The organism is Acidovorax sp. (assembly GCF_046294525.1).
In the GTDB taxonomy this organism is placed as follows: Bacteria; Pseudomonadota; Gammaproteobacteria; order Burkholderiales; family Burkholderiaceae_C; genus Acidovorax.
Genome location: NZ_JBKBKQ010000014.1, coordinates 103,718 through 120,622, shown reverse-complemented (window position 1 = coordinate 120,622; position 16,905 = coordinate 103,718). Strand labels below are relative to the sequence as shown.

Sequence of the window (16,905 nt, the reverse complement as noted above, 5' to 3'; positions counted from 1 at the left end):
GCATGCCTCGTGGTCTAGCTCGCCGCAGTTGTCTGAACGGAGCGCGCCAGCGCGCAGTGAGTTCTGCGGCGCGCCCCGCAACCGCCTCGACGCAGGTTGCCCCGTAGCGCAGCGAAGGGGTCGCAGACTGGGGGTCGCCTTTTCTTTGGTGACTTTCCTTTGGCGACGCAAAAGAAAGTTACTCGCATGCCGGGCGACTCCCGGCCTCCTCCCTCGAAAAGGCACGCGGCCACATCAGCGCATGGCTTCGACGAGCTCAGCCCGAACGGATGGGATGGCACACCGGCTTCGACTGGCTCACCCCCTACGGCTTGGGGGTTTCGACAAGTTCAACCCGAGCGGTCCGGCGCCAACACAAGCCGGCTTCGAGTGGTTCAGACAGAACGGATGGGGTAGAGCCCAACTCAGCCACCCACCACCGCTCGCCAAATCTCCCCCGCGTGCGACACCGCAAACAGCACCAGTCCGATCAGCCCGCCCACCACGGTGCCGTTGATACGGATGTACTGCAAATCCTTCCCAATGTTCAGCTCAATCAGCTGCGTCATCTCCTCGGTATCCCATCGCCGCACGGTGTCCTCAATGTGCTGCGCAATGAACGCCGACACATCCGGCGCCAGGCCCTCTGCCCATCGCTCCAGCCGGTCATTGAACGATTGCCGCAGCGCCGCATCCCCCGCCAGCGACTCCCCCAGCCACAACCCCAGCTTGCCCACCTGCCGCGCCAGCACCGAATCGGCATCGGCCAGGTCGCGCTGCAACGCACCTCGCAGGTCCAGCCACAAGGTCTGCACATAACCTGCCACCGTGGCGTCGGTCTGCAGCCAGGTGCGGATCTCCTCGCCCTTGCGCCCCCATTCCGGGTCGCTGCGCAGGCGCTCGATAAAGCGCTGCACAGCGGTATCAAACTGCGCGCGCAAGGCATGCTGCGGGTTGGCGGCCACATCGGCCATCAGGCTCTCCAGAGCGCGGGCCAGCAGCGCCGAGCCCTTGTCGCCCAGCCAGTCGCTGGGCAGCAACTTCTCGGTGCGCGGGTGGTCCTTCTTGAGCCAGGCCACGATGGACTGCGCGACCCAGGTACGGGTCTGCTCGTTCTGCAATAGCTCGATGAGCTTGGCCAGCACATCGTCCAGCAGCGCCTGGTGACGGCCGTTGTGCGTGAGGGTGTCGAGCACCGCGGCCAAGGCGCGCGACATGTCCACCTGCCCGATCAATGCGCGCGCCGCTTTCTGGATGAAACGTTCCACCTGCGCGTCCTGCACCGTCTCCAGCGCAGCCGATGCCAGGCGCGTGGCCTGGTGCCCCAGCAGCGCGGCGTTGCCCGGTGACGTGAGCCACTGCGCCAGCCGCTCGGCCGGGTCGTGTCTGCGGATCAGCGACACGAGCGAAGGCACGTCCAAGAACTTGTCGCGCACAAAGGTGGCCAGGTTGCGGCCGATGCGCGCCTGGTTGCGAGCGATGACCGCTGTGTGCGGAATGGGCAGGCCCAGCGGTCGGCGAAACAGCGCCACCACCGCAAACCAGTCGGCCAACGCGCCCACCATGGCGGCCTCGGCCACGGCTTTCACGGCGTTGAGCCACAGGCCGCGCTCCACCACGCTGGTGGCAATGAACACGGCCGTGACCAGCAACAGCAGGCCCAGCGCCTGCCGCTTGGCGCGGCGCAGGGCGAGGGTTGCGCTGTCAGCCCCTGGCTTCATCCGGGCCCGCCCACTGCCCTAGCGTGCACCCCGTCAGGCAGCCGCCGCAATCTGGTCCAGCGCCTTCGACAGGTGGCCCACCGTGCGGTCCACGTTGTGCCATTTTTCCAGGCCAAACAGGCCAATGCGGAAGGTCTTGAAGTCCGGACCTTCGTCGCACTGCAGCGGCACACCTGCGGCGGTCTGGAGGCCCACTTCCATGAACTTCTTGCCGTTCTGGATGCCGGGGTCGGTGGTGTAGCTCACCACCACGCCGGGGGCCTTGAAGCCCTCGGCCGCCACGCTGGGGAAGCCGCGCGACTCCAGCAGCGCACGCACCTTGGCGCCCAGTTCGATCTGCTCCTCGCGCACCTTGGCAAAGCCATAGGCGCGGGTCTCGGCCATCACGTCGCACAGGCGCACCAATGCATCCGTGGGCATGGTGGTGTGGTATGCGTGCTGGCCCTTTTCGTAGCCCTCAGCGATCTGCATCCACTTCTTGAGGTCGCACGAGAAGCTGCTGCTCGTCGTGCCCTCGATGGCCTGGCGCGCGCGCTCACTCAACATCACCATGGCGCAGCAGGGCGAGCCGCTCCAGCCCTTTTGCGGTGCGCTGATCAGCACATCCACGCCGGTGGCCTGCATGTTCACCCACATCGCACCCGACGCCACACAGTCCAACACAAACAGTGCGCTCACGTCATGCGCGGCCGCCGTCAGCGTGCGGATGTAGTCGTCGCTCAAGATAATGCCGCTCGCGGTTTCCACATGGGGCGCAAACACCACCTTCGGCTTTTCGGCGCGGATGGTGGCCGCCACTTCGTCGGCCGGGCAAGGTGCCCAGGGCGCCTGCGGGCCACTGCCTTGCTGGCGCGCCTTGCACACGACCGACCCACCGCCCAGGCCCTTGTCGGCATCGAATATCTGCGTCCAGCGATAGCTGAACCAGCCATTGCGCACGATGAGCACTTTTTCCTGGTTGGCAAACTGGCGGGCCACGGCCTCCATGCCGAAGGTGCCGCTGCCGGGCACCAGCACCGCGGTGTGGGCGTGGTAGACCTCCTTGAGAGTCGCCAGGATGCCCTGCACCACACCCGTGAAGCGCTTGGACATGTGGTTGAGCGCGCGGTCGGTGTAGACCACCGAAAATTCGAGCAAACCATCGGGGTCGATATCGGGCAAAAGGCCGGGCATAGGGGAGTCTCCGCGTGTGAAACTGAGGGAGGAAAAGGGACGATCAGGTCAGCTTATCATGGCCCCGCGCCACCCCAAGGCCGCGCGCCATGCAGCAAAAACCCTTCCGATTCCTGCCCACCGCACTGCCTGGCATCGAAGCGATGCAGGCCGACTCCCGCCTCGTCTTCGGCAGGCACATGCACTTGCAGTTCGGCCTGGGCGTGATCGAGCGGGGTGCGCAGAAATCAGCCAGCGGCCGGGGCATTGTGGAATCGGGCCCAGGCGACACCATCACGGTCAACCCCGGCGAAGTCCACGATGGCATGCCGCTGGACGAGCGTGGACGCGCCTGGCGCATGCTCTACCTGGAGCCCTCCCTGGTGGCGCCGTTGGCGGCCGATGTGCATCCGGGCCCGCTCGGCTCCGCCTTCGAATTCCATGCTCCGACGATGCGCGATGCGCGGCTGGCGGCCCAGGTACTGGCGCTGTTCGACGCGGCCACCCACCGCCCCAACCACTCGGCCGCAACGCTGCATGTGGAGGAATGCTTGTTGCAGGTGCTGGGCGGCCTGCTGCGGCCGAAGGGCCACCAACAATCCGCCGCGTCCATCACCAGGGCTCGCACCGTGATGGACGACGATCCCACCGCGCCCTGGAGCCTCGCGCAACTGGCCGATGCAGCAAGTTTGAGCCGCTACCAGCTCGTGCGCCAATTTGCCCAGGCCACGGGCCTGACGCCGCACGCCTACCTGCTGCAGCGCCGACTGCAGCTTGCGCGCCATCTGATGGGTGCGGGTACGCCCCTGGCTGATGTCGCCGCAGCGAGTGGCTTTGCCGACCAAAGCCACCTGACGCGCCTGTTCACGCGCAGCTTTGGCATCACACCGGGCGCCTACGTTCGCGCACGCAGCTGACAGCCCGGACCCTGCAATTTCGTTCAAGACCGTTGTGCGGGGGTTGGCGGATGCTGCGGGCATCGCCACTTCACGCCGCCGCCGCGCGGCCCCTCGCCATGGGCATCGAATTTCTCATCACCTCTCTCATCGTGGTCGTCTCGCCGGGGCCAGGAACCCTGCTGACCGTGGCGGCCGGGCTCTCGGGCGGCGCGCGGGCCGCCGCCGTGACGGCCCTGGGCTGCACGCTCGGCATCGTGCCGCACCTGCTGGCGGCGATCACCGGGCTGGCCGCACTTCTCAACGCCAGCGCCACGGCATTTGAAGTCCTGCGCTACGCGGGGGTCGCCTACCTGGTCTACATGGGCTGGGCCACGTGGCGCTCGCCCGCCACACTGGAGGTCCGCACTGACGCGCCCGCACGCGCAGCCGGTGGGCGTATCGCGGAAGCCATGCTGATCAACCTGCTCAACCCCAAGCTGTCGCTGTTCTTCCTCACCTTTCTGCCGCAGTTCATCGCACCGGGCGAAACGCAGCCCGCGTGGCGCATGGTCCAGCTCTCGCTGGTCTTCATGGCCATGACCTTTGTGGTGTTCTTGGGCTATGGCGTCTTTGCCGCCCGGTTTCGTGACCAGGTGCTGCAGCGCCCCGGCGCGCTGGTGTGGCTGCGCCGCGGCTTTGCGGCCGCGTTTGTCGGGCTCGGCGCAAAGCTCGCCCTGATGCACCGATAGGCACCACCGTGCCAGGTGCCGTGCTGCTTCACCAGGTATCGATGCAACGTGGACCCGGCGGCGCCACCTGCGCCGATGCCAGCCCCCGCGCCAGCCAGGCCCGCGTGTCGGCCGGGTCGATCACCGCGTCGATCTCCAGCGTGGCGGCCATGTGCATGGCCTCGCCGTTGGCGTACGACTTGGCGAGCAGCTTGGCAAACAGCGCGTCGCGCTCGGCGCCCTCGGGCAGGGCCTCCAGCTCCTTGCGAAAGCCCAGGCGCACGGCGCCTTCGAGCCCCATGGCGCCGAACTCGCCCGTGGGCCACGCCACGGTGAACACGGGCGCATGAAAGCCCCCGGCCGTCATGCCCATGGCGCCCAGGCCGTAACCCTTTCGCAGCACCACGCTGAAGGTGGGTACGCGCAGGCTGGCGGCGGTGACGAACAGACGGCTCACATGGCGCACCTGGGCCGTGGCTTCGACCTCGGGGCCGACCATGAAGCCGGGCGTGTCCACCAGGCTCACGATGGGCAGGCCATGCGCGTTGCACAGCTGCATGAAGCGCGCGCCCTTGTCGGCCGCATCTGCGTCGATGGCGCCACCCAGGTGTTGCGGGTTGTTGGCCAGCAAGCCCACGGGGCGGCCTTCGATGCGCGCCAGCGCGGCGTGGATGCCCGCGCCAAAGCCGGTGCGCAGCAGCAGCAGGCTGCCGTCGTCCACCAGGCCCGCCATCGCCGTGCGGGTGTCGTACACGCGCAGGCGGTTCTCGGGCACCACGGCGCGCAGCAGGCGCTGGTCGGGTGCAGACCATTGCGATGAGCGGCCCTGGAAGAACGACAGGTAGTGGCGCGCGGCCTGCACCGCCCCGGCCTCGTCATCGACCAGCACGTCGATCACGCCGTTGGCATGCTGCACGCGGCTCGGGCCGATCTGCTCGGGCTTGAAGACGCCCAGACCACCACCTTCAATCATGGCCGGGCCGCCCATGCCGATGTTGCTGGCGCGCGTGGCGATGACCACGTCGCTGCAGCCCAGCAGCGCCGCGTTGCCCGCAAAGCAGCGCCCCGCGGCGATGCCGATGACTGGCACCTGGCCCGACAGCGCCGCGTAGCTCGCAAACGTGTGCACATGCAGCCCCGCCACCACGGGCATGTCGGTGTCGCCCGGGCGCCCGCCGCCGCCCTCGGCGAACAGCACCACCGGCAGCTTCTGCGCCAGCGCGATGCCGAGCATGCGGTCGGTCTTGGCGTGGTTGCGTGCGCCCTGCGTGCCCGCGAGCACGGTGGCGTCGTAGGACATGACCACAGCGCGGGATTTCTCTTCGCCAAACAGTGCACCGTTGATGCCGCCAATGCCCGTGACCATGCCGTCGGCGGGCGTGTTGGCAATCAGGTCCTCCTTGCTGCGGCGGCGCGCCTGCGCGGCGATGGCGAGGGCACCATATTCGATGAAGCTGCCGTCGTCGCACAGGTCGGCAATGTTCTCGCGCGCGGAGCGGCCGCCTTGCGCGTGGCGCTTGGCCATGGCGTCGCGGCGCGCGGCGTCGAGCGTGAAGGCGTGGCGGTCGATCACGCGTTGCAGGTCGGCGCGGATGTGGTCGGGGTCGTGCGCAGCGCTGCCCTGCACTTCGACATCGGCCGCATCGTCCACCGCGTCCAGCACCAGCAGTGGCTGCCCCTGCGCGACGTAGCCACCGGCCACGGCCAGCAGCGCGCCGACGCGGCCCGCGTGTGGGGCCAGCAGCACGTGCTCCATCTTCATGGATTCGAGCACGGCCAGCTCAGCACCCGCAGCGACCACGTCGCCCTCGGCCACGCTGAGCTGCACCAGACGGGCGGGCATGGGGGCCAGCACGGCGCCTTCGGGTGCAGACATCGAGAATTTTGAGTCTTTTTGGCCGCTAGCGCTTGCTGAATAAGCGCTACCAGCTATGTTTTTGGAAGCACCCAGCAATTCAGGCAACACGGATTCCAGCCAGCGCGTGTGCACCTGCTGGCTCTCCATCTCGGGCCGTGTTGCCAGCGCCTGCAGCAGCGCGAGGCTGGTGGCCACACCGTCGATGCGGCACTCGGCCAGCGCGCGCTGCGAGCGGCGCAGCGCATCCGCAAAGCGCGGGCTGCGTATGTGCACGATGAGCTTGGCCAGCAGCGTGTCGTAGTGCGGCGACGGCGAGGCGCCTGCTGCGCCGTGCGTGTCCACGCGCACTCCGGGGCCTGCGGGCAGGTCAAAGCGGCTGAGCGTGCCGCTGCCTGGGGTGGCGTTGCCCTGCGCGTCCAGCGTCTCGGCGTTGATGCGCCACTGCACGGCAAAGCCCAACACGGCAGGCGGTGCGGAAGGGTCGAGGCCGATGTCCTGCAACGTGCGGCCCGCGGCCAGCGCAATCTGCGCCTGCACCAGGTCCACGCCGGTCACTTCTTCGGTGACGGTGTGCTCCACCTGCAGGCGTGGGTTGCATTCGATGAACACAAACGGCAGGTCGTTCGAGACCAGGTCCACCAGGAACTCAAACGTGCCCAGGCCCTCGTAGGCCACGGCGCGCGCCATGGACAGTGCGGCGGTGGTGATGCGCTCGCGCAGCGGCGCGGGCAGCGAGGGGCTGGGCGCGATCTCCACCACCTTCTGAAAGCGCCGCTGCAGCGTACATTCGCGCTCGCCCAGGGCGATCACCTCGCGCCCATCGCCCAGCACCTGCACCTCGATGTGGCGGGCGTTGCCCATCAGGCGCTCCACATACACGCCGTCCACACCAAAGGCGGCCTGCGCCTCGTTGCGGCAGCGCGCGTAGGCAGCGGGCAAGTCATCGGCCGACGCCACCGCGCGCATGCCGCGCCCGCCGCCACCGCCGATGGCCTTGATGACGATGCCGGCATGGGCGTGCTGCGCAAAGAAGGCCTGCGCCTCCTGCAGCGTCACCGCCGCCTGCGTGCCGGGCATGAGCGGCACGCCCTGCTGCCGCGCCAGCGCACGGGCCTGCGCCTTGTCGCCGAACAGCGCGAGCTGCGCAGGCGTGGGGCCGATGAAGCGCAGCCCCGCCTCGGCACACGCGCGGGCGAAGTCGGCACGCTCGCTCAAGAAGCCGTAGCCCGGGTGCACGGCATCACAGCCCTGTGTCTGGGCAATGGCGATGAGGCGCGCGCCGTCCAGGTATGCCGCGGGGCCAGCAGCGCCCAGCGCCACGGCAGTACTGGCTGCGTGCAGATGGGGGCTGGCGGCGTCGTCGTCGGCATATACGGCCACGCTGGCAATGCCGAGGTCGTGCAAGGCGCGCACGGTGCGCAGCGCGATCTCGCCCCGGTTGGCAACAAGGACTTTGGCAAACAGGGGGCGATCGGTCATGCAGAGATCCCAACGGATGGCAAGGGTTGCGCTGCATTCTGGCGGCGACCCGCTCGGTGACATGGCAAACAAGCGACAGCAGCACTGAGAAACCCCGTTCGGGCAAAACACCATGGCCCGCCGCTAGGATGCGCACCTTGTTTTGCTTTGTTTGCCCACAGGACGCCCATGCCCGACTTTCGCAGCGACACCGTCACCCAGCCCACGCCCGCCATGCGCGAGGCCATGTTCAAAGCGCCGCTGGGCGACGACGTGTTTGCCGACGACCCTTCGGTGAACGCACTGCAGGAGCACGCCGCCGAGTTGCTGGGCTTCGAGGCCGCGCTGTTCGCGCCATCGGGCACGCAGACCAACCTGATCGCGCTGTGGGGCCACTGCCAGCGCGGCGACGAGGCCATCTTGGGCCAGAGCTGGCACACCTACCGCTGGGAGGCGGGCGGCATGGCCGTGTTGGGCTCCATCCAGCCCCAGCCGGTGGAGACGCAGCCCGACGGCACCTTGCGTCTGGCCGACATCGCCGCCGCCATCAAACCGGACGACCCACACTTCGCGCGCACCCGCCTGGTCGTGCTGGAGAACACGACCGGTGGCCAGGTGCTGCCGCCCGCCTACATCGCCGAGGTGGCCCAACTGGCGCGCAGCCGGGGGTTGGCGATGCACCTGGACGGCGCACGCATGTTCAACGCCGCCACGGCCAATGCCGCGCGCAACGGCACCGACGTGTATACAGAAGCGCGCGCGCTATGCAGCCACTTTGATTCCGCTTCGCTGTGCCTGAGCAAGGGCCTGGGCGCGCCCGTGGGCTCGCTGGTGCTGGGCTCGCGCGACTTCATCCGGCAGGCCCGCCGCACCCGCAAGATCCTGGGCGGTGGCATGCGGCAGGCGGGCGTTCTGGCAGCCGCCGGCCACTATGCGCTAGAGCACCATGTGCGGCGTCTGGCCGAAGACCATTCCCGCCTGGACCGGCTGGCCCAGGGCCTGAGCGATGCCGGCCGCAGCCACCCCGTGCTGCAAGGCAAGATCACCGTGCACCCCTGGCAGACCAACATCTTGTTCACCGATCTGCATGCCGATGTGGCGCCCGCCTTTACCGCCTGGCTGGCGCAGCGCGGCGTGCGCGTGACAAGCAGCCTGTACGGCGCAGCCACCCGGCTGCGTTGGGTGACGCACCTGGATGTGAGCGAGGCGGATGTGGATGCGGCGCTGGACTGCGTGGGGCAGTTCCAGCTGCCCGGCTGACACGCAAAGGCCGTCAGGTGGCAGGGTAGCTTCTGCCGCCGAAGATACCGGTGCCCACCCGTACCAAGGTGCTGCCGGCCTGGATGGCGGCCTCCAGGTCGGCCGTCATGCCCAGAGACAGGGTATCGAACTGCAAAAGGCCAGGAATCCCGCCGGCAGCGATCTCGTCAAAAAGCCGCTTGGCGCGGGTGTGGACTGCGAGCTGCGATTCAAAATCGGGCGCAGGCTCCGGAATGCACATGAGCCCGCGCACGGCCAGCCGTGGCAGTTTTGCGACAGCGCGCACCAGGTCCGCCGCGTCCTGTGGTGCCACGCCCGACTTGGTGGCGCCGCCGTCGATGTTGACTTGCACGCAGATTTGTAACGGCGGCAGGTGCGCAGGCCGCTGGGCCGACAGGCGCTCGGCGATCTTGAGCCGGTCCACCGTGTGCACCCAATCGAAGTGCTCCGCCACGGGCCGGGTCTTGTTGCTCTGGATGGGTCCGATGCAGTGCCACTGCAGTGCCACGCAGGGCATTGCGGCGCGCACGGCGGCGATTTTGTCCACGCCTTCCTGGATGTAGTTTTCGCCGAACGCGCGCTGGCCGGCGGCCACCGCCTCCAGCACCGCTGCGGCGCCAAACGTCTTGGAAACGGCCAGCAGGCCCACGGCACCGGGCTCGCGCCCGGCCACTGTGCACGCTTGCGCCATCCTGCCCAGAACCTGTTGGAGGTTGTTAGCAATCGTGGTCATAATGATTGGCAAGCGTACCAAACGATAGAGGGATTCCGTGGACATTACCCAACTGCTCGCGTTCAGCGTCAAGAACAAGGCCTCCGACCTGCACCTTTCGGCAGGCCTGCCGCCCATGATCCGGGTCCACGGCGACGTGCGGCGCATCAACGTCGATGCCCTGGACCACAAGACGGTGCACGCCATGGTCTACGACATCATGAGCGACTCGCAGCGCAAGACGTATGAAGAGTTCCTCGAAGTCGACTTCTCGTTCGAAATCGAAGGCCTGGCCCGCTTCCGCGTGAATGCCTTCAACCAGAACCGCGGCGCGGCCGCCGTGTTCCGGACCATTCCTTCCAAGATCCTCACGCTGGAGCAGCTCAACGCACCCAAGATCTTTGGCGACCTGGCGCTCAAGCCGCGGGGCCTGGTGCTGGTGACCGGTCCCACGGGCTCGGGCAAGTCGACCACGCTGGCAGCCATGGTCAACTACCTCAACGAAACCGAGTACGGCCACATCCTTACGGTGGAAGACCCGATCGAGTTCGTGCACGAATCCAAGAAGTGTCTGATCAACCAGCGTGAAGTCGGCCCGATGACGCTGTCGTTTGCCGCGGCGCTGAAGTCCGCACTGCGCGAAGACCCGGACGCCATTCTGGTGGGCGAAATGCGCGACCTGGAAACCATCCGCCTGGCGATGACGGCTGCGGAAACGGGCCACCTGGTGTTCGGCACGCTGCACACATCCAGTGCCGCCAAAACCATCGACCGGATCATTGACGTGTTCCCGGCCGAAGAAAAGGAAATGGTCCGCGCGATGTTGTCCGAATCGCTGCAGGCCGTGATCTCGCAGACGCTGTGCAAGACCAAGGACGGCTCGGGCCGCGTGGCCGCGCACGAAATCATGCTGGGCACCAGTGCCATCCGCAACCTGATCCGCGAGGCCAAGGTGGCGCAGATGTACTCCACCATACAGACCAGCAACAGCGTGGGCATGCAGACGCTGGACCAGAACCTCACCGACCTCGTGCGGCGCAACATCATCAGCCCCGCGGAAGCCCGCGGCAAGGCGAAGATCCCCGAGAACTTCCCCGGCTGATCGCCCGCAGCGACCATCAGCACACACCCGACAGACATTGCGGCCCCAAGCGCCGCAGACCGGAGCAACGTATGAAAGGCATTCTTGGCCTTCTGAAAGCAAAGACCCGCGGCGGCAAGCCTGCGGACGACCACACGGATTCCGTGCTGTTCTCCACCGCATTTGCGGGCCAGGGCGTGGATGACTCCATGCTCGTGCCCTGGGAGGCCCGCGCCGTGGAAGTGGGAGCCAAGCGCCTGCCCACCAGCCGGGGCGGCAAACTGCTGCAGGGCCTGTGGGCCAAGGACAAGTACATGGCGCACCTGGACAAGGACGCCGTGGAGCGCATGGAGCGCTTTTTCGAGTTTGCGGCGGTGCCCTCCAACCGCGATGTGATCCGCCAGGACGAGTACGGCAATTTCATGGTGGTGCTGCTGACCGGCACCATTGCCGTGGACCGCGTGCAGCCCTGGGGCGAGCAACTGCGCCTGGCCGAAACGCGGCCCGGCGACATCCTGGGTGAAATGTCGCTTCTGGACAGCGGTATCCGGTTTTCCGCCTGCACGACGCTCACGGACTGCGAGATCGCCGTGCTCTCCGCCGAGGCCATGGACGACATGATGACCAAGGACCCGCAGTTGGCCGCCAGCCTGATTGCGCTGCTGGCCCGCAAGCTGTCGCTGCGCCTGCGCGTGGTGAGCGCGCGCCTGAGCGACAACCAGAAATGATGCGCCGCTGCACCCACGCAAGCAATGACCGTTCGCACGCCGAACACGCACGGGAGAAATTCTGATGGAACGCGATCAGGCCAGTAAATTCATCAATGACCTGCTCAAGCTGATGGTGAGTCGCAACGGCAGCGACTTGTTCATCACCGCAGAGTTTCCTCCCGCCATCAAAGTGGACGGCAAGGTCACCAAGGTTTCGCCCCAGCCCCTCACGCCCAACCACACCCTCACGCTCGCGCGCGCGGTGATGAGCGACAAGCAGGTGGCAGACTTCGAGCGCACCAAGGAATGCAACTTCGCCATTTCGCCCGCAGGCATCGGCCGCTTCCGTGTGAACGCGTTCGTGCAGCAGGGCAAGGTCGGCATGGTGATGCGGACCATTCCGCTCACGCTGCCCACCATCGATGGCCTGGGCGTGCCCCAGGTGCTTAAAGAAGTGACCATGACCAAGCGCGGCCTGTGCATCCTGGTGGGTGCCACCGGCTCGGGCAAGTCGACCACGCTCGCCGCCATGGTGGACTGGCGCAACGAGAACTCCTTCGGCCACATCATCACGGTGGAAGACCCTATCGAGTTTGTGCACCCGCACAAGAACTGCGTGGTGACACAGCGCGAAGTGGGGCTGGACACCGACACCTGGGAAGCCGCGCTGAAAAACACACTGCGTCAGGCACCCGACGTGATCCTGATGGGCGAAATCCGCGACCGTGAAACCATGGAACACGCGGTGGCGTTTGCCGAAACCGGCCACCTGTGCCTGGCCACACTGCACGCCAACAGCGCCAACCAGGCGCTGGACCGCATCATCAACTTCTTCCCCGAAGAGCGCCGCGCCCAGCTGCTGATGGACCTGTCGCTGAACCTGCGCGCCATGGTCTCGCAGCGGCTGATACCCAAGCAGGACGGCAAGGGCCGCGCCGCCGCGGTGGAGGTGATGCTCAACACCCCGCTGATCTCCGACCTGATCTTCAAGGGCGATGTCTCCGAGATCAAGGAAATCATGAAGAAGAGCCGCAACCTGGGCATGCAGACCTTCGACCAGGCGCTGTTCGACCTGTACGAGGCCAACATGATCACGTACGAAGATGCGCTGCGCAACGCCGATTCGCTGAACGACCTGCGTCTGCAGATCAAGCTCAACAGCCAGCGCGCCAAGTCGCCGGACCTGGCCCAGGGCACCGAACACTTCGCGATTGTGTAACCGGCTCGGGCCCGCTTCGGTTGCACGCCGCCTCCCCATCGCTTGCAACCGCTTCGCCCGCCCTTTTGGGCGGGTTTTCATTTTCACCCCCCATTCACCCCTCAAAGCCACCTCCACGCCATGCCAAGCACCAATCCCCGTACCTACGACGCCACCCCTTCCCGCAAAGTCGCATTTCTCGGCCTGGGTGTGATGGGCTACCCCATGGCCGGCCACCTGGCGCTGGCGGGGCATGAAGTGACGGTGTACAACCGCACCGCTACCAAATCTGTAGCTTGGTGCGCAGAGTACGCAAGCGCCAAGGCCCCAAAACATGCTGCAACCCCGCGCGAGGCGGCTGCGGGGGCGGACATCGTTTTCTGCTGCGTCGGCAATGACGCGGACCTGCGGTCGGTGACGCTGGGAGCGGATGGCGCGTTTGCGGGCATGAAGCCAGGAGCGATCTTTGTGGACCACACCACAGCCTCGGCCGAGGTAGCGCGGGAGTTGTATGCCACCGCCAAGACCCTGGACCTGCAGTTTGTCGATGCGCCCGTGTCGGGCGGCCAGGCGGGCGCGCAGAACGGCATGCTCACGGTGATGTGCGGGGGTGATGCCGATGCCTTCAACGCGGCCCAGCCGGTCGCCATGGCGTTCTCGCGTGCATTCACGCTGCTGGGCGCCAGCGGTTCAGGCCAGTTGGCCAAGATGGTGAATCAGATCTGCATTGCCGGGCTGGTGCAAGGCTTGTCCGAAGCCGTGGCTTTTGGTCAGAACGCGGGCCTGGACATGAAGCAGGTGCTGGACGTGATCGGCAAGGGCGCAGCCCAAAGCTGGCAGATGGACAACCGGGGAAAGACCATGGTCGAAGACAAATTCGATTTCGGTTTTGCGGTGGACTGGATGCGCAAAGACCTGGGCCTGGTGCTGGACGAAGCCAAGCGCAACGGCTCACGCTTGCCCGTGACAGCGCTGGTGGACCAGTTCTATGCGGACGTACAGAAGATGGGTGGCAACCGCTGGGATACGTCGAGTTTGGTCAAGCGGCTGAAATAAAGCACAACCCCTGAGCGGCTTCGCCGCCTCCCCCTTCTCTCGCCTTGCTGCGCAATGTGGGAAGGGGACGATGCCCTCGCGGCGGGGCGGCCCTTGCTCGGCATCCCTCGCGGGGCGCCGCCCGTCTCAACGCGCATCAACCCAACAAAGTCTCGCCCCTCGCAAGTTGCGCCGACCTGCATGGGATGGGCGCAGCTCGGCTGCGATGGTTAGCGCCCAAAAGCGCCAGGCACATCAACCACCAGCAGGCTTGGCGTCGGTGGTCACCGGCGCGGGCTGCGGGGCGATGCGGCGGAGTTCTTCTTCGGAGACGATCTCGAACACGCGCACCACCTTGCTCACGCCGCTCACGCCGCGTGCAATGTCGGTGGCGCGGTTGGCCTCGCGCTGGGACACGCGGCCCATCAGGTAGACGATGTTGCGCTCCGTGACCACCTTGAAGGCGGTGGCCGAGATGTCCTTGGCGTCCACCAGGCTGGCGCGCACCTTGCCGGTGATGAAGGTGTCGTTGGAGCGCTGGCTCAGGCTGGTGTTGGGCATGATGGCGAGGTCGTTGACGACCGAGCGCACGTTCTCCACGCTGCCCACGATCTGCTCGACGGTCTGGCGGTCTTGCGCGTTGCCCGCCTCGCCGGTCAGCAGCACCTGGCGGTTGTAGCTGGTCACGTTGACGTGCACGCGGTCGCCCAGGGCCTCGCGGATGCGGTTGCCGGCACGCAACTCGATGCCTTCGTCTTCCACCTGGGTGCCTGTGGTGCGGCGGTCCACCGCCATCACGCCGCCGACCACCGCGCCGCCGATGATGAGTGGCGCGCAAGCCGACAGGCCCGCCACCAGCGCTGCAGCAGCCAGCACCGAGCAAACCAACCGGGGGGCATGCAGCGCACGGACTTGGGGGGCCGGGGAGCCGAGGGTGGTGGAAGCGGGGTTGGAAAGGGGGTTGTGGTTCATAGCGGGTTCTCCTGTTCACCAAGTAACTGGGCGTCCACTCCGTCCGCCAGGCAGTGCAGCACCAGGGCATGGACTTCGCGCACGCGTGCCGCGCGATCGTGCGGCACGCTGATCAGCACATCGGTCTCGCGCATCAGGGCGGCCAGCTTGCCGCCGGTGCGGCCGGTCAGCACCACCACGGTCATGTCGCGCTCATGCGCGGCTTCGGTGGCGGCCAACAGGCTGGCGTCGTTGCCCGACACGGACAGCGCCAGCAGCACGTCGCCGGCCTGGCCCAGGGCCCGCACTTGGCGCGCAAACTGCTGGGCGGCGTCCTGCGCGGTGGTACCGGTTGGAGCGGTGAGCAGGGTGCTGTCGGCGGTGAGCGCCAGCGCGGCCAGTTCAGGACGGTCGCGCTCAAAACCCGCAACGCAGAACGCGGCGAACTGCTGCGCCTCGGCGGCCGACGGGCCGTTGCCGCAGGCCAGCACCTTGCCACCGCTGGTCACACAGGCCAGCACGGCCTGCACGGCGGCGGCGATGGGGTGGCTCAGCGCCTGGGCGGCCTGGTACTTCAGGTCGGCGCTGTCGATGAAATGCTGTTGGATGCGTTGCTCAAGCATGAGGGCCCGATGATACCTTCCACGTGTTACAGCTTTTGTAGCAAACCGTAGCGTCTGGGTTTGCGTTGGAGGGGAATTTGGCCTCAAAACGCAGGCCCGGAACCCCGGGGTTTACTGCGCATCAAAGGCCGCCTTCAACCACTCGATGGACCCTTCCACCAGCACCACGTCAAAGCGGCAGGGCGGTGGGGACGGAAGGCGCAGCAGGTAGTGCCGCGCTGCAAACACGATGCGCTGCTGCTTGGTGGCGCTGATGCTGCCCCCTGCGCCGCCAAAGCCGCTGCCGGCGCGGCTGCGCACCTCCACAAAAACCAGCGTGCCGTCCCGGTCGCGCATCACCAGGTCGATCTCGCCGCCGCCGCGCCCGGGCGTCCGATAATTGCGCTCCACCAGTTTCAGGCCAGCGGCCTGCAGATAGGCCATGGCCTGGTCTTCCGCTGCGTTGCCGCGCTCGCGCGTGGTGGCGGCAGCGACGGCCAAGCCCACCACCGCCGCGGGTTTTCTTTTTCCAAGGAATGTCATTGAGCGCCTCTTTCGCTTCAGCCCTCGATGCCGCGCGCGAAGCGGCGGCCTCGCAGCATTATCCCGAGGGGGCTTTGTATGTGGTGGCCACGCCCATCGGCAACCTGGCGGACATCACGCTGCGCGCCCTGCATGTGCTGCAGCGCGCCGACACCGTGGCCTGCGAGGACACGCGCCACACACAATCGATGCTGCGCGCCTACGGCATCGACAAAAGCCCCGCCCAGCTGCTGGCCGTACACCAGCACAACGAGGCCGAGGCCGCGCAGCACGTGGTGCACCGGCTGCAGCAGGGCCAGCGCATGGCGTATGTCAGCGACGCGGGCACGCCCGGCGTGAGCGACCCCGGCGCGCGCCTGGTGGCCGCCGTGCGGGCGGCGGGCCTGCGGGCCGTACCGCTGCCGGGGGCCAGCAGCATCACCACCGCCCTCAGCGCGGCGGGCGCTGTGGCCCCGGGCCATGACCACAGCGGTTTTGTGTTTGTCGGATTTCTGCCCACCAAAAGCGCCGAGCGCGCCACGGCAATTGCGCAGCAGCTGGCCCCCGAGGCACGCTGCGTGGTGCTGCTGGAGGCGCCCCACCGCATCGGCGAACTGGCCCAGGCGCTGGCCGCGCTGGGCGACCGCCCCGTGACCCTGGCGCGCGAGCTGACGAAGCAGTTTGAAGAAATCACCACCCAGCCTGCTCACCAATTGACCGCATGGCTGGACGGCGCCCCGCAGCGCTCGCGCGGCGAGTTTGTGGTGCTGCTGCACCCCGTGGCTGCGGCGGGCGACGACGGCGGAGAAAGCCAGCGGGTGCTGCATCTGCTGCTGCGGGAGCTGCCGCTCAAGACCGCCGTGCGGCTGGCTGCCGAGATTACCGGTGCGCCCCGCAACGTGCTCTACGACACGGCGCTGGGCTGGAAGCGGGCGCAAGACGCGGGGGATGCGGAGGACGCGGAAAACGCTGAGTGAGGGACGCAGCAACTCGGCCCGCCAAGGGGCAACGCAGGTTCCGAATTCCCACAAAAATTTGAATGAAAATTCGCTCCAGCGCT

At 67.1% G+C, this 16,905-nt stretch carries 15 protein-coding genes; 8 read left to right on the top strand and 7 right to left on the bottom strand.

The genetic code is table 11. From position 1 onward, the window contains the following. Positions 1-404: 404 nt before the first annotated feature. On the bottom strand, positions 405-1,700 hold the full coding sequence (locus tag ACK4HJ_RS14335; protein WP_409832718.1) for a DUF445 domain-containing protein: 1,296 nt from the start codon (positions 1,698-1,700) through the stop codon (positions 405-407). A gap of 33 nt (positions 1,701-1,733) precedes the next feature. Further along, complete coding sequence (locus ACK4HJ_RS14330) at positions 1,734-2,873, bottom strand: aminotransferase class V-fold PLP-dependent enzyme (protein ID WP_409832715.1); 1,140 nt, start codon at positions 2,871-2,873, stop codon at positions 1,734-1,736. An 89-nt stretch (positions 2,874-2,962) separates the two neighbouring features. On the opposite strand from ACK4HJ_RS14330, the gene ACK4HJ_RS14325 reads away from it, so the two are divergent. Next, positions 2,963-3,769 (top strand): helix-turn-helix domain-containing protein, encoded by an 807-nt coding sequence (locus tag ACK4HJ_RS14325; protein WP_409832713.1) that lies wholly within the window; start codon positions 2,963-2,965, stop codon positions 3,767-3,769. Positions 3,770-3,867: 98 nt separating this feature from the next. Further along, positions 3,868-4,479, top strand: coding sequence for a LysE family translocator (locus tag ACK4HJ_RS14320; protein WP_409832711.1), 612 nt, complete (start codon positions 3,868-3,870; stop codon positions 4,477-4,479). Between the two features lie 28 nt (positions 4,480-4,507). Here the strand turns inward: ACK4HJ_RS14320 and ACK4HJ_RS14315 are convergent, their stop codons facing one another. Further along, positions 4,508-7,780: a carboxyl transferase domain-containing protein gene (locus tag ACK4HJ_RS14315; protein ID WP_409832749.1), complete on the bottom strand. Its 3,273-nt coding sequence runs from the start codon at positions 7,778-7,780 to the stop codon at positions 4,508-4,510. 183 nt (positions 7,781-7,963) lie between these two features. Between ACK4HJ_RS14315 and ltaE the strand changes: the two genes are divergently transcribed. After that, a complete protein-coding gene (gene ltaE, locus ACK4HJ_RS14310; protein WP_409832710.1) occupies positions 7,964-9,034 on the top strand; it encodes a low-specificity L-threonine aldolase in 1,071 nt (356 codons plus the stop codon). Positions 9,035-9,047: 13 nt separating this feature from the next. Here ltaE and ACK4HJ_RS14305 read toward each other — a convergent pair whose 3' ends face one another. Next, the gene (locus ACK4HJ_RS14305) at positions 9,048-9,767 is read right to left on the bottom strand and encodes a YggS family pyridoxal phosphate-dependent enzyme (RefSeq protein ID WP_409832709.1); all 720 of its coding nucleotides are present in this window, start codon (positions 9,765-9,767) and stop codon (positions 9,048-9,050) included. Between the two features lie 37 nt (positions 9,768-9,804). On the opposite strand from ACK4HJ_RS14305, the gene ACK4HJ_RS14300 reads away from it, so the two are divergent. From ACK4HJ_RS14300 to ACK4HJ_RS14285, 4 genes are all read left to right on the top strand, one after another. Continuing rightward, the gene (locus tag ACK4HJ_RS14300) at positions 9,805-10,848 is read left to right on the top strand and encodes a type IV pilus twitching motility protein PilT (protein ID WP_409832707.1); all 1,044 of its coding nucleotides are present in this window, start codon (positions 9,805-9,807) and stop codon (positions 10,846-10,848) included. Positions 10,849-10,919: 71 nt separating this feature from the next. Beyond that, entirely contained in the window at positions 10,920-11,555 is a 636-nt protein-coding gene (locus ACK4HJ_RS14295) for a Crp/Fnr family transcriptional regulator (protein WP_409832706.1), read from the top strand. A 64-nt stretch (positions 11,556-11,619) separates the two neighbouring features. Continuing rightward, positions 11,620-12,756 (top strand): PilT/PilU family type 4a pilus ATPase, encoded by a 1,137-nt coding sequence (locus ACK4HJ_RS14290; protein WP_409832703.1) that lies wholly within the window; start codon positions 11,620-11,622, stop codon positions 12,754-12,756. A gap of 120 nt (positions 12,757-12,876) precedes the next feature. Further along, positions 12,877-13,791, top strand: coding sequence for an NAD(P)-dependent oxidoreductase (locus ACK4HJ_RS14285; RefSeq protein ID WP_409832701.1), 915 nt, complete (start codon positions 12,877-12,879; stop codon positions 13,789-13,791). A 234-nt stretch (positions 13,792-14,025) separates the two neighbouring features. Here the strand turns inward: ACK4HJ_RS14285 and ACK4HJ_RS14280 are convergent, their stop codons facing one another. From ACK4HJ_RS14280 to ACK4HJ_RS14270, 3 genes are all read right to left on the bottom strand, one after another. Next, positions 14,026-14,742, bottom strand: coding sequence for a BON domain-containing protein (locus ACK4HJ_RS14280; RefSeq protein ID WP_409832699.1), 717 nt, complete (start codon positions 14,740-14,742; stop codon positions 14,026-14,028). Further along, positions 14,739-15,344 (bottom strand): SIS domain-containing protein, encoded by a 606-nt coding sequence (locus ACK4HJ_RS14275; protein WP_409832696.1) that lies wholly within the window; start codon positions 15,342-15,344, stop codon positions 14,739-14,741. Before ACK4HJ_RS14275 ends, ACK4HJ_RS14280 begins: the two co-directional genes overlap by 4 nt. 111 nt (positions 15,345-15,455) lie before the next feature. Beyond that, positions 15,456-15,866, bottom strand: coding sequence for a YraN family protein (locus ACK4HJ_RS14270; protein ID WP_409832695.1), 411 nt, complete (start codon positions 15,864-15,866; stop codon positions 15,456-15,458). Here ACK4HJ_RS14270 and rsmI point away from each other — a divergent pair. Next, positions 15,866-16,822: a 16S rRNA (cytidine(1402)-2'-O)-methyltransferase gene (gene rsmI, locus ACK4HJ_RS14265; RefSeq protein WP_409832693.1), complete on the top strand. Its 957-nt coding sequence runs from the start codon at positions 15,866-15,868 to the stop codon at positions 16,820-16,822. The two genes, ACK4HJ_RS14270 and rsmI, sit on opposite strands and share 1 nt — an antisense overlap. Positions 16,823-16,905 lie beyond the last annotated feature (83 nt).

Excerpts from the sequence above, each read along its gene's own strand:
- ACK4HJ_RS14270 (WP_409832695.1), bottom strand. The coding sequence starts at position 15,866 with ATGACATTCCTTGGAAAAAGAAAACCCGCGGCGGTGGTGGGCTTGGCC.
- ACK4HJ_RS14320 (WP_409832711.1), top strand. The coding sequence starts at position 3,868 with ATGGGCATCGAATTTCTCATCACCTCTCTCATCGTGGTCGTCTCGCCG.
- ACK4HJ_RS14285 (WP_409832701.1), top strand. The coding sequence starts at position 12,877 with ATGCCAAGCACCAATCCCCGTACCTACGACGCCACCCCTTCCCGCAAA.
- ACK4HJ_RS14330 (WP_409832715.1), bottom strand. The coding sequence starts at position 2,873 with ATGCCCGGCCTTTTGCCCGATATCGACCCCGATGGTTTGCTCGAATTT.
- ACK4HJ_RS14305 (WP_409832709.1), bottom strand. The coding sequence starts at position 9,767 with ATGACCACGATTGCTAACAACCTCCAACAGGTTCTGGGCAGGATGGCG.
- ACK4HJ_RS14275 (WP_409832696.1), bottom strand. The coding sequence starts at position 15,344 with ATGCTTGAGCAACGCATCCAACAGCATTTCATCGACAGCGCCGACCTG.
- ACK4HJ_RS14335 (WP_409832718.1), bottom strand. The coding sequence starts at position 1,700 with ATGAAGCCAGGGGCTGACAGCGCAACCCTCGCCCTGCGCCGCGCCAAG.
- ACK4HJ_RS14325 (WP_409832713.1), top strand. The coding sequence starts at position 2,963 with ATGCAGCAAAAACCCTTCCGATTCCTGCCCACCGCACTGCCTGGCATC.
- ltaE (WP_409832710.1), top strand. The coding sequence starts at position 7,964 with ATGCCCGACTTTCGCAGCGACACCGTCACCCAGCCCACGCCCGCCATG.
- ACK4HJ_RS14280 (WP_409832699.1), bottom strand. The coding sequence starts at position 14,742 with ATGAACCACAACCCCCTTTCCAACCCCGCTTCCACCACCCTCGGCTCC.
- ACK4HJ_RS14290 (WP_409832703.1), top strand. The coding sequence starts at position 11,620 with ATGGAACGCGATCAGGCCAGTAAATTCATCAATGACCTGCTCAAGCTG.
- ACK4HJ_RS14295 (WP_409832706.1), top strand. The coding sequence starts at position 10,920 with ATGAAAGGCATTCTTGGCCTTCTGAAAGCAAAGACCCGCGGCGGCAAG.